This window comes from Lichenicoccus sp. (genome assembly GCF_965276875.1).
Lineage (GTDB): Bacteria > Pseudomonadota > Alphaproteobacteria > Acetobacterales > Acetobacteraceae > Lichenicoccus.
Window position 1 is genome coordinate 3,417,905 of sequence record NZ_OZ255701.1, and the last position, 12,656, is coordinate 3,430,560.

At 66.7% G+C, this 12,656-nt stretch carries 7 protein-coding genes; 6 read left to right on the forward strand and 1 reads right to left on the reverse strand.

Translation table 11 applies throughout. The features are described 5' to 3' along the window. The first annotated feature begins 23 nt into the window (after positions 1-23). The 6 genes from ACQY4K_RS16530 (at position 24) to ACQY4K_RS16555 (ending at position 11,435) form a co-directional block, all read left to right on the forward strand. A complete protein-coding gene (locus ACQY4K_RS16530; protein ID WP_428391293.1) occupies positions 24-1,481 on the forward strand; it encodes an NAD(P)-dependent oxidoreductase in 1,458 nt (485 codons plus the stop codon). Next, a complete protein-coding gene (gene gltB, locus ACQY4K_RS16535; protein WP_428391295.1) occupies positions 1,478-6,028 on the forward strand; it encodes a glutamate synthase large subunit in 4,551 nt (1,516 codons plus the stop codon). Before ACQY4K_RS16530 ends, gltB begins: the two co-directional genes overlap by 4 nt. A 26-nt stretch (positions 6,029-6,054) precedes the next feature. Then, positions 6,055-7,104 (forward strand): extracellular solute-binding protein, encoded by a 1,050-nt coding sequence (locus ACQY4K_RS16540; RefSeq protein ID WP_428391296.1) that lies wholly within the window; start codon positions 6,055-6,057, stop codon positions 7,102-7,104. A 34-nt stretch (positions 7,105-7,138) separates the two neighbouring features. Then, entirely contained in the window at positions 7,139-8,209 is a 1,071-nt protein-coding gene (locus tag ACQY4K_RS16545; RefSeq protein ID WP_428391298.1) for an AI-2E family transporter, read from the forward strand. A gap of 95 nt (positions 8,210-8,304) precedes the next feature. Further along, positions 8,305-10,068 carry a M3 family oligoendopeptidase gene (locus tag ACQY4K_RS16550; RefSeq protein ID WP_428391299.1) on the forward strand — a complete coding sequence of 588 codons (1,764 nt, stop codon included), beginning with the start codon at positions 8,305-8,307 and terminating at the stop codon, positions 10,066-10,068. After that, on the forward strand, positions 10,068-11,435 hold the full coding sequence (locus ACQY4K_RS16555; protein WP_428391300.1) for an ABC1 kinase family protein: 1,368 nt from the start codon (positions 10,068-10,070) through the stop codon (positions 11,433-11,435). The genes ACQY4K_RS16550 and ACQY4K_RS16555 overlap by 1 nt, the downstream gene beginning before the upstream one ends. 3 nt (positions 11,436-11,438) lie before the next feature. Here the strand turns inward: ACQY4K_RS16555 and ACQY4K_RS16560 are convergent, their stop codons facing one another. Beyond that, positions 11,439-12,494 carry a glycosyltransferase family 4 protein gene (locus tag ACQY4K_RS16560; RefSeq protein ID WP_428391301.1) on the reverse strand — a complete coding sequence of 352 codons (1,056 nt, stop codon included), beginning with the start codon at positions 12,492-12,494 and terminating at the stop codon, positions 11,439-11,441. Positions 12,495-12,656 lie beyond the last annotated feature (162 nt).

The following is a 12,656-nucleotide window of genomic DNA, read 5'->3' on the forward strand; positions in this document are numbered from 1 at the left end:
GGCCGTTGCCATAATCTCGCCGCATGGCCGAGCGCATGCTGCAATTCACCCACGTGGCGCAACATCAACCCGACAAGCGTGGGGTGGGTGAGCGGCGCGTCGATTTCGACGAAATCTACCGCGCCTTCAAGGTCGAGGAGGCCGAGGCACAATCTGGGCGCTGCTCGCAATGCGGCGTGCCGTTCTGCTCGGTGCATTGCCCGCTGTCGAACAACATCCCGGACTGGCTCAAGCTGACCGCCGAGGGGCGCCTCGACGAGGCCTACGAGGTCAGTTCGGCGACCAACAACTTCCCCGAGATTTGCGGCCGGATCTGCCCGCAGGACCGGCTCTGCGAGGGCAACTGCGTCATCGAGAAAAGCTTCGAGAGCGTCACCATCGGCGCCGTCGAACGCTTCATCACCGACACCGCCTTCGAGCGCGGCTGGGTGCGCCCGATCGCACCAAGGATCGAGCGGTCGCAATCGATTGGCATCGTAGGCGCTGGGCCGGGCGGCCTGGCGGCAGCCGAGCAGCTCCGCAAGCAGGGATATCAGGTCCATATCTATGATCGCTACGACCGCATCGGCGGCCTGATGATCTACGGCATTCCCGGCTTCAAGCTGGAGAAGGAGATCGTGCTGCGGCGCCACGCGCTGCTTGAGGCGGGCGGCATCCAGTTCCATCTGGGTCAGAGCGTCGGTGACGTCGATGACGCCGAGACGATTGCCTTCTCGACCCTGCGTGAGCGGCATGACGCGGTGCTGATCGCCACCGGCGTCTACAAGTCGCGCGATATCGGTGGCCCCGGATCGGGCCTCGACGGGATCGTCAAGGCGCTCGATTACCTTACCGCCTCGAACCGGTCAGGGCTCGGCGATACGGTGGCCGATTTCGAGAGCGGCCTGCTGAATGCGCACGGCAAGCGTGTGGTTGTCATCGGCGGCGGCGACACGGCGATGGACTGCGTCCGCACGGCGGTGCGCCAGGGAGCGGCGTCGGTGAAGTGCCTCTACCGGCGCGACCGCGCCAACATGCCGGGTTCGCTGCGCGAGGTCGGCAATGCCGAGGACGAGGGCGTCGAATTCGTCTGGCTTGCCGCTCCCGAGGCCTTTCTCGGCGACGGCCGCGTCACCGGCGTGCGCGCGGTGCGCATGAAGCTCGGCATGGCCGACGCCACGGGGAGGGCCGCGGTGGGACCGGTGGCAGACAGCGCCTTCACCCTGCAAGCCGACCTGGTGATCAAGGCGCTCGGCTTCGATCCCGAGGATCTGCCGACCTTGTGGGGCGAGCCCGGCCTGGAAATCTCGCGCTGGGGCACGCTCAAGGTCGGACGCACGTCGTTCATGACCAGCCTGCCCGGCGTGTTTGCCGCCGGCGACATCGTGCGTGGGGCCAGCCTCGTGGTCTGGGCGATCCGCGATGGCCGCGACGCCGCGGTTGCGATCCAAAGCCATCTCGCCGAGCGCGAACAGGTCATCCAGCGGGTCGCGGCAGAATGAGCAAGCAGGACCTCCCCGAAAGCGGGGCACTCGAAAGCGGGGGCGAATTCGTTGCCGCCTGGCAGGCCAATGCTGCGGCCTTGTCGGCGAGCTATGATCCGAGCCAGGAGCACGATGCCTGCGGCGTCGGCCTGATCGCGGCCCTCGACGGCAAGAAGCGACGCGACGTCGTGGAGGCCGCTGTCGCGGCACTCAAGGCGGTGTGGCATCGCGGCGCGGTCGATGCCGACGGCAAGACCGGCGACGGGGCCGGCATCCATGTCGAAATCCCGCAGGACTTCTTCGCCGACGCCATTGCCCGCACCGGCAGTCGCCCCGACGGCACCCTGATCGGCATCGGCATGGTGTTCCTGCCGAAGACCGACCTGGTCGCCCAGGAGCGCTGCCGCACCATTGTCGAGAGCCAGATCCTGGCGTTCGGCTACGGCATCCATGGCTGGCGACAGGTGCCGATCGACACCGCCTGCATTGGCGAAAAGGCGAACGCGACGCGGCCAGAGATCGAGCAGATCATGATCCGCAATCTCCTCCGCGTGGACGAGGCCAGCTTCGAGCGCGACCTCTATGTGATCCGTCGTCGCATCGAGAGGCAGGCGATCGCCGACCAGGTGAGCGAGCTCTATATCTGTTCGCTGTCGTGTCGTTCGGTGATCTACAAGGGCATGTTCCTGGCCGAGCATCTGACCGACTTCTATCCCGACCTGCTGGATGCCCGCTTCGTCAGTCGCTTTGCCATCTACCACCAGCGCTATTCGACCAACACCTTCCCGACCTGGCGGCTGGCCCAGCCGTTCCGCAAGCTCGCCCATAACGGCGAGATCAACACCATCTCTGGCAACACCAACTGGATGAAGAGCCACGAGACGCGTCTCGCCGCGAATGAGCTCGACGGTCATATCGAGGACATCAAGCCGGTGATCCAGGCCGGCGGGTCGGACACCGCGGCCTTGGACAACGTCTTCGAGCTGCTGACCTTCACCGGCCGCGACGCGCCTATGGCGAAGTCCCTGATGATCCCGGCGGCGATCGTGCACGGCCCGGCGATGACCCAGGCGCATCGCGACATGTTCCTCTATTGTAACGCCGTGATGGAGCCGTGGGACGGTCCGGCGGCGATCTGCGCCACCGACGGACGCTGGGTGATCGCGGGCCTCGACCGCAGCGGTTTGCGTCCGCTGCGCTACACCATCACCGCGGCCAATATGCTGATCGTCGGCTCCGAGACCGGCATGGTAAAAGTGCCGGAAGGCGAGATCGTCGCACGCGGCCGGCTCGGACCGGGCCAGATCGTAGCACTCGACCTCGAGACCTGTGCGTTCCACGACGATGATGGGCTGCTCGACCTGCTCTCCAGCAGGCAGGACTTTACCGCCTGGTCGGAGCGTATCCACCACATCGACGAGATCGTGCGCGCCGATGCCGCGGAACCCGTGCTGTATGCCGGCGAGCAGCTTCGCCGTCGCCAGCTCGCCGTCGGCACCACGCTCGAAGAACTGGAAATGATCCTGCACCCGATGGTTGCCGATGGCAGCGAGGCGGTCGGCAGCATGGGCGACGACACCCCGCTCGCGGTGATCTCCGACACCTATCGCGGACTTGCGCATTATTTCCGCCAGGCCTTCAGCCAGGTCACCAATCCGCCGATCGACAGCCTGCGCGAGACCAGGGTGATGTCGCTCACCACCCGGCTCGGCAATCTCGGCAATGTCCTGGACGAGCATGAGGGACAGTGCGACCTGCTGCAGCTTGAAACCCCGGTGCTGACCACCGGCGAGCACGCGGCCTTGCGCGAGTTCCTCGGCGAGTCCGCCTGCGTCGTCGACTGCACCTTCCCCGCCGCCGATGGCGAGGCCGGCCTGCGCGCCGCGATCGAGCGGATCAGGCGCGAGGCGGAGGAAGGCGTGCGCGCCGGCTGCGGCCATGTGTTTCTCACCGACGAGCAGCAGAGTGCCGAGTGCGCCTACATCCCGATGATCCTGGCCACGGGCGCTGTGCACACTCACCTCGTGCGCACCTCGCTGCGCACCTTCACCAGCCTGAACGTGCGCACCGCCGAGTGCCTCGACGTGCATGCCATCGCGGTGATGATCGGCGTGGGCGCCACCACGGTGAACCCGTATCTCGCCCAGGAGAGCATCGCCGACCGCCATCGCCGCGGCCTGTTCGGCGACGTCACGCTGGGCGCCGCGGTCGGCAAGTACCGCCGCGCGATCGACAAGGGCTTGCTTAAGACGATGTCCAAGATGGGCATCTCGGTGATCGCGTCCTATCGCGGCGGCTATAATTTCGAGGCGATCGGCCTGTCGCGGGCGCTGGTCGCCGAGTTCTTCCCCGGCATGCCGTCGCGCATTTCCGGCATCGGCCTGTCGGGGCTGGCGCGCAACGTGCTGAGCCTGCACGAAGCGGCCTGGAACGCGGACGCCGTGACCCTGCCGGTCGGCGGCCTGTACAAGATGCGCCTGCGCGGCGAGGTGCATGCCTTCGATGGCGGCCTGATCCACACCCTGCAAAGCGCGGTCGCCTCCGACAGCTTCACCACCTACAAGCGCTATGCCGATGCCATACGACGCGGCAAGCCGGTGGCGTTGCGCGATCTGCTGGATTTCCGCGAGGGCCGCACGCCGATCGCCGTCGAGGATGTCGAGAGCATCACCGAAATCCGCAAGCGTCTGCTGGCTCCGGGCATCTCGCTCGGCGCCCTCGGCCCGGAGGCGCACGAGACGCTCTCGATTGCGATGAACCGGATCGGCGCGCGCTCCGACAGCGGCGAGGGCGGCGAGGATCCGGCCCGGGCGCGTCCGCGTGCCAACGGCGACAATGCCAACTCCGCGATCAAGCAGATCGCCTCCGGCCGCTTCGGCGTCACCGCGCAGTATCTCAACGACTGCCGCGAGATCGAGATCAAGATGGCCCAGGGTGCCAAGCCCGGCGAGGGCGGCCAGCTGCCGGGCTTCAAGGTCAGCGGCCTGATCGCCAAGCTGCGCCACGCGACCCCGGGAGTGACGCTGATCTCGCCGCCGCCGCACCACGACATCTATTCGATCGAGGACCTGGCCCAGCTCATCTACGACCTCAAGCAGATCAACCCGGAGGCCACCGTCACCGTCAAGCTGGTGGCGCGCACCGGGATTGGCACCATCGCCGCCGGGGTGGCGAAGGCACGCGCCGACACCATCCTGATCTCCGGCCATTCGGGCGGCACCGGCGCCAGCCCGCAAACCTCGGTGAAATATGCCGGCCTGCCCTGGGAGATGGGGCTCGCCGAGGCGCATCAGGTGCTGATGCTCAACCGGCTGCGCCACCGCGTGAAGCTGCGCACCGATGGTGGGCTGAAGACCGGCCGCGACGTGGTGGTCGCCGCCATGCTGGGTGCGGAGGAGTTCGGCATCGGCACCGCGAGCCTGGTGGCGATGGGCTGCATCATGGTCCGCCAGTGCCACTCCAATACCTGCCCGGTCGGCGTCTGCACCCAGGACGAGGCGCTGCGTGCGAAGTTCGAGGGGACGCCGGAAAAGGTCATCAACCTGTTCAGCTTCATCGCTGAGGACGTGCGCAACATCCTGGCGTCGCTGGGGTTTACGTCGCTCAATCAGATCATCGGCCGCACCGACCTGTTGGCCCAGGTCAGCCGCGGGGCGGACTATCTCGACGATCTCGACCTCAACCCGCTGCTGGCGCAGGCCGACCCGGGCCCGCATGCACGCTATTGCACCCGTGAGGGCCGCAACGAGGTGCCAGACACCCTGGACGCGCAGATGATCGACGACAGCAAGCCGCTGTTCGAACACGGCGAGAAGATGCAATTGCACTACAACGTGCGGAACACCCATCGCGCCATCGGTACCCGGATCTCGTCGAAGATCGTCCGCCGCTTCGGCATGGCGACCCTGGCACCTGGCCACCTTACCGTGCGGCTGCGCGGCTCGGCCGGCCAGTCGCTTGGCGCGTTCGCGGTGCAAGGCCTCAAGCTCGAGGTGATCGGTGACGCCAACGACTATGTCGGCAAGGGCCTTTCGGGGGCCACCATCATCGTGCGCCAGGCGCCGTCCTCGCAATTGTCGAGCCACGAGAATGCGATCATCGGCAACACCGTGCTGTATGGCGCGACTTCGGGCGCGTTGTATGCCGCGGGGCAGGCGGGCGAGCGCTTCGCCGTGCGCAACTCCGGCGCCGTTGCGGTGGTCGAGGGCTGCGGCTCAAACGGCTGCGAATACATGACCGGTGGCACGGTGGTGATCCTCGGGCCGGTCGGCGACAATTTTGGCGCGGGCTTCACCGGCGGCACCGCCTTCGTCTATGACCGCGCCGGCGCCTTCGAACTCAGGGTCAATGCCGACACGCTCGGCTGGAGCCGCGTCGAGGGGGCGGCCGAGGCCGAGCTGCGCGGCCTGGTGGAGGCGCATGCGCGCGAGACCAGCAGCCGCTTCGCCGCGCTATTGCTACATGAATGGAGTGCCGCGTTGCCGTATTTCTGGCACGTCGTGCCGAAGGAATACGCCCGCGCGCTGAACCGGGCGGCACCGCAGGAGTTGGCGCTCCGGGCGTAGACCCTGAGTTTGTCCCGGAGTATCGCATGCGCCCATCTTTGTCCCGCCGCCTCCTGCTCGGCGGGTTCGCGGGCGCGAGCCTCGCCACGCGAGGCTCGTTTGCGGCAGCAGCGCCGGCGCGCACCATCGGCGTTGGCTGCTGGGGCGGTGCGTTCGCGGCCGCACTTGACGCGGTGGTAGCGCCGCCGCTGCTGCGCAACGACCACATTACCGTTCGTCAGGTTGTCTCCGACGAGCAGGACCGGGTGATGCGCGTGGTCACGCCGACGCCGCAGACCCGGCTGGATGTGGCGCTGCTCTCCGACACTGACGCCTATCGCCTGTCGCTGGCGCAGCTCTTCGTGCCGGTGACCACAGACGGGGTCAGGAGCCTGCCGCGCATCCTCCCCGGCATGCGGGCACCTTACGGCGTGCCGCAGAGCCATACCGCGCTGTGCATCGTCTATGATCGCGCAAGGCTGCACGAAGCCGGGCTGGGCCGCGCGCCGCGCAGCTTCGAGGCGATGTTCAAGGCGGCGCAGCACGGCAAGGTCGGCTTTTCCAGCGAGCTCGCGATCCACAATCTGGCCGCCGCCGCGATCGCTCAGCGCAGCAAGTCGGCGACCTTGGAGGCAGGCAAGTCGACCTTTCTGTCGCTCAAGAAGAGCGGGGCGCTGCGTCTGTATCCGACCAACGACGCGCTTGGCGACGCACTCGCCAAGGGTGAGATCGTGATGGCGCCGATGTGGCGTGCACGCACCTATGTCTGGCAGCAGGCCGGCCGCGATGTGCGCGACAGCATTCCCGTCGAGGGCCTGATCCCGTTCAGCATCGTGGCCAGCGTGCCAAAGGGTGTCACCGACAGCCGCGCGGCGATGCTCACTCTTGAGGAACTGCTGCACCCGGAGACACAGGTCGCCATCGCCAAGCGAACCGGGCTGTTGCCGACGGTGATCGATGCGCATCTCGACGCGGCACTGCAACGCCGGATCGGCTTCACCGCCTTCGATCGAACCCACCTGCGCCCGCTCTCACTGGATGCAGTGGCGCGGCACGGCGTCGCCCTACGTCACTTCTGGGACCAGGAGCTCGCCTGACCGCCGGCAACCAAGGCAGCCTATGATGGCCCCTGTGCTTCAACAGTCCGGTGCCGAACAGACCCCGGCACCATCGAGCGGGCCCCGGCGGATCGCGGCGATGCTGCGCGTCGTCCTGCTCGGTATCGCGGCGGCGCTGGTGCTGTGGTTGTTCTCCAAGGTGCTGCTGCTGTTGTTCTTCGCGGTACTGCTGGCCTGCACGCTGCGTGGTGCCGCCGACGATCTCGCTCGCCTGACGCACCTGTCCAGCCGCCTGATCCTGGCGCTGATGACCCTGGTGATAATCGCTCTCGCCGCCGCCGCGTTCTGGTGGATCGGCCCGGCGTTGGCCGACCAGGGTTCCGATCTGGTCACCAGCCTGACCGGCGAGATCGACCGGCTGTCGAAGCATTATGGCTCGACCCGCTGGGGCAGCGCCATCGAGCAGCATTTCGGCGGCTTCTCGCCCAGCGCGATGCAGGTCGGCGCACCGGCCTTCACGGTGCTCGGCTACGCCCTGTCCGGGGTCGGCGACATCGTGCTGCTGTCGATCACCGCGCTCTATCTCGCGGTCACGCCTGAAGTCTATGAGCGCGGCGTGGTCAGTCTGGTGGCCATCCGGCATCGGCCGAGGGTGCTTGCGATCCTGCGCCAGATCGGTCGCACGCTGCGTCTATGGCTGCTCGGCCAGATGGTCGACATGGTTGCGGTCGGGGTCCTCGCCGCCATCGGGCTGTGGCTGCTTGGCGTGCCGGTGCCGCTGGCCCTCGGCGTGCTGGCGGGATTGTTGACGTTCATCCCTTATTTCGGCGCGATCGCCGCCGGGGTGCCTGGCGTGCTGGTGGCGCTGACGGTCAGCCCGATGGTGGCGCTTTACGCCGTGGGGGTGTTCCTGCTCTGCCACCTGATGGAGGGCTACATCCTCTCGCCGTTGCTGCAGCGTCGGCTGGTGGAACTGCCGCCGGCGGTGAGCCTGTTGTCGATGGCGGCGGCAGGCTCGCTGCTCGGACCGCTCGGCATCGTCATGGGAACCCCGCTGGCCGCCGCGATGATGGTGGCGGTGCGCGAAGGCTACGTCGTCGACGTGCTGGGCGACACCGAGGCGCATCACGACGACGAAGGCTGATCCCCGTGGCCCTTGGACGGGTCGCCGCGCGACATTACCTCCTCTGCTCGGCTTTGAACCCGGCGCGTCTCCCTCGAACAGGATATTTCTGCCCGATGCCCGACCTTTCACCGGCCATGCTCTCCCCTGACGCATTGCCGCATTGGGACCTGTCCGACCTCTATGATGGCCCTGAAAGTGCCGCCCTCGCATCCGACCTCGACTCCGCCGCGCGTCGGGCCAAGGATTTTGCGACCGCCCATGCCGGCAGGCTCGCCGGCTACGACGCGAAGGCGCTCACTGAGGCAATCGCCGAATACGAGCGTATCGACGAGTTGCTCGGGCGCGCCGCGTCCTACGGAGGATTGTTGTTCGCGGGAAATTCCTCGGACTCGCCGATCGCGCGGGCCAGCCAGTCGATCAGCGAGCGGGTGAACGCCATCGGTACCGACTTGGTGTTCTTCACGCTCGAGCTGAACCGTATCGAGGCACCCCCTGCCATAACGCGATGGCAGCCGTTCCTGCGCGACCTGCGGGTCTTCCGGCCGCACCAGCTCTCCGACGAGATCGAACGAACGCTGCACGAGAAGGAGGTGACCGGGCGCGCCGCCTGGAGCCGGCTGTTCGACGAGACGATCGCGGGCCTGCGGGTACGGATCGGCGAGGAAGAGCTGACCGTGGGCGATGCGCTGAACCGGCTTTCGGACCACGATCGCGCGGTGCGCGAGGCGGCCGCGCACGCTATCGGTGCGGTATTCGACTACAACATCAAGCTGTTTTCGCTGATCACCAACACCCTGATCAAGGACAAGGAGATCACCGATGGCTGGCGCCACTACCCGCGCTCGGGCAGTTCGCGCAACCGTGCCAACATGGTCGAGGACGAGGTGGTGGATGCCCTCGTCTCCGCCGTCACCGAGGCTTTCCCCCGCCTGTCACACCGCTACTACGTGCTGAAGGCGGGCTGGCTCGGTTTGGACAAGCTGGAGCATTGGGACCGCAACGCGCCGCTGCCCGGCGACGCGGACCGGCGGGTCGGCTGGGACGAGGCGCGTGCGCGCGTGCTCGGCGCCTATGGCGGTTTCGATCCCCAGCTCGGCGAGATCGCGCAACGCTTCTTCGACCATCCCTGGATCGACGCGCCGCCGCGGCCGGGCAAGGCGTCCGGCGCGTTCGCGCACCCCACGGTGCCCTCAGTGCATCCCTACATCCTGCTGAACTATCATGGCCGCACCCGCGACGTGATGACCTTGGCGCACGAGCTCGGCCACGGCATCCATCAGAGCCTAGCCGCCGAGCAGGGTTATCTGATGTCCGGCACGCCGCTGACCCTGGCCGAAACCGCCAGCGTGTTCGGCGAGATGCTGACCTTCCGCGCTTTGCTCGATGCCGAGACCGATCCCGCCCGGCGCCGTCTGATGCTGGCCGGCAAGGTCGAGGACATGCTCAACACCGTGGTGCGGCAGATCGCGTTTTATCGCTTCGAGACGCTGCTGCATGACGAGCGTCGGAGCGGCGAGTTGCTGCCCGAGCGGATTGGTGCGATCTGGCGCCAGGTGCAGACCGAGAGCCTGGGGCCGGCCTTCAACTTCACGCCCGATTACGACGTATTCTGGGCGTATGTGCCGCACTTCGTGCACTCGCCGTTCTATGTCTATGCCTATGCGTTTGGCGATTGCCTGGTGAACGCGCTCTACGGTGTGTTCGCCGGCGGCCATCCGGGGTTCCAGGCGAAGTACATCGAGATGCTGCGGGCCGGCGGCACCCGGCGCCACAAGGAGCTGCTGGCGCCGTTCGGGCTGGATGCGTCCGATCCGGCCTTCTGGCGGCGCGGGCTCGACGTGATCGCGAGCTTCATCGACGAGCTGGAGTCCCTCTGATGGCCGAACGCGATCTCGACCGCGCCGGCATGTTCGGCGAATTGCGCCGCCTGGCGCGCACCTCCGGCGCGGTCGGCGGCATTGCCGCCCGCCTCGCCGGCGAGCGTTTCGGCGTGCGCACCAACAAGACCGCGCACGCCGAGGATCTGCGTGCCGTGCTCGGCGGCCTCAAGGGGCCGCTGATGAAGGTGGCGCAACTGCTCTCGACGATCCCCGACGCGCTGCCGGACGAATATGCCGCCGAACTGGCGCAGCTCCAGGCGAACGCGCCGGCGATGGGCTGGTCGTTCGTGCGTCGCCGCATGGCCGCCGAGCTGGGGGCGGATTGGGAGCAGCGCTTTGCGCAGTTCGGCCGTGAGGCGGCGGCGGCGGCAAGCCTTGGTCAGGTGCATCGCGCGACCCTGCCGGACGGCCGCGATGTCGCCTGCAAGCTGCAATATCCGGACATGCCTACGACCGTGGAGGCCGACCTGCGCCAGTTGCGCGTGGCGATGGGCATCTACCACCGCATGGACAACGCGATCCAGCAGGACGAGATCTACAAGGAACTGGCCGAGCGGCTGCGCGAGGAACTCGACTACGAGCGCGAGGCGGCGCATCTGCGGCTGTATCGGCTGATGCTCGGCGACTTCCCGCTGGTGACGGTGCCCGAACCGGTGGAGTCGCACTCGACCAAGCGTCTGCTGACGATGCAGTGGGTGCAGGGAAAGAGCTTCAAGCAGCGTCTGGAGGAGGACCCGTCCCAGGAGAGCCGCAACCGGATCGCCGAGGCGCTGTTTGGTGCCTGGTATCGGCCGCTCTATGGCTACGGCGTCATTCACGGCGACCCGCATCTCGGCAACTTCCTGGTACGCGACGATGACGGGCTGAACCTGCTCGATTTCGGCGCGATCAGGATTTTCCCGTCGCGCTTCGTGCGCGGCATCATCGACCTCTACACGGCGATCCGCGACGACAACCAGGATCTCGCGCACCACGCCTACGAGACCTGGGGCTTCACCAATCTCAGCCGCGAAAAGATGGAGGTGCTCAACGGCTGGGCGCGCTTCCTCTACGAACCGTTGCTCGACGATCAGGTGCGTCCGATCCAGTTCTCGCCAGACCCGCAATATGGCCGGTCGGTCGTCGAGAAAGTGCATGCCGGGCTGAAGCGCACCGGCGGGGTCAAGCCGCCACGCGAGTTCGTGCTGATGGACCGCTCCGCCGTGGGCCTGGGGAGCGTCTTCCTGCGGCTCGGCGCGAAATTGAACTGGAGCCGAATGTTCAACGAGTTGATCGAGAACTTTAACGAAGCGGAGCTTGCCGAGCGACAACGCTCGGCATTGGCGGAGACTCGTGTGCCTCCGCCGTTGCAGCCGCGGCCCTGAAGCCTACTCCCCGGCGACGATGCGCAGCGTCGGGCGGGTCTGATGCGCGAGCTGGCGATAGACTGAGAGATAGTCGTTGGCCATGCGCCGGGCGGTGAAGCGCGTCTCGAAGCGGCTGCGGACGCGCTCTGGGCTGGTTTCGCCGAGACGCCCGACGGCGCTGATCGCGCTGGTCTCGTCCTCGACGATGAAGCCGGTCCGGCCGTCCTCGATGATCTCCGGCACCGAGCCGCGGTTGAAGGCGATCACCGGGGTGCCGCAGGCCATCGCCTCGATCATCACCAAGCCGAACGGTTCCGGCCAGTCGATCGGCATCAGCAGGCCGATCGCACCGGACAGGAAGGCCGGCTTCTGGCTGTCGTTGATTTCGCCGATCAGCTCGACCCCGTCGCCGAGCAGCGGACGGATCTTTTTGTCGAAGTACTCGACGTCGACCACGTCCACCTTCGCCGCGATCTTGAGCTTGATGCCGCAGGCACGCGCGATACGGATCGCCTTGTCGACGCCCTTCTCAGGGCAGATACGGCCGAGGAAGGCGAGATAATCGCGCGGACCGGGCTGCGGCGTGAGCAGATTGATCGGCAGGCCGTGATGGACGGTGCGGACATAGTTCGGCTGCGGCAGCGGACGGCGCTGGCTGTCGGAGATCGAGACCACCGGCGCCTGATCGAAGGCGCTGAACACCGGCTGCAGCTCCGGCAGGTCGAGCCGGCCATGCAGGGTGGTGACGAACGGCACCTTCTGGCGGCTGAAATAGGTGAACGGCCAGTAGTCCATATGGAAATGCAGCACGTCGAACTCGTCGATGCGTCGGGCGACCTGCTCCATCATCAGCATGTGCGGCGCGATCGGGTCACGGATCGCCGGATCCAGGCGCAGGGCGCGCGGCCAGCAGGCGTTCAGCTCGGCGCTGGTGACGCTGTCGCCGCTTGCGAACAAAGTGACATCGTGGCCAAGATTGACCAGTTCCTCGGTCAGGAACGACACCACCCGCTCGGTGCCACCATAGAGCTTCGGTGGTACGGCTTCGTGGAGGGGCGCAATCTGAGCAATACGCATAAAGTGGCTCCTTTTGAGGACATCGGAGAGTAAACACAGAGATCGCGGCAATTTATGGGCGAGCGCCTGACTTCTTCGCGTTAAATGTGCCAGCAATCCGGATTGTTGATGAACCTCCCGGAACGTCCCGGGTTTCTTCGCGTGTTTGTCCGTGCATTACTC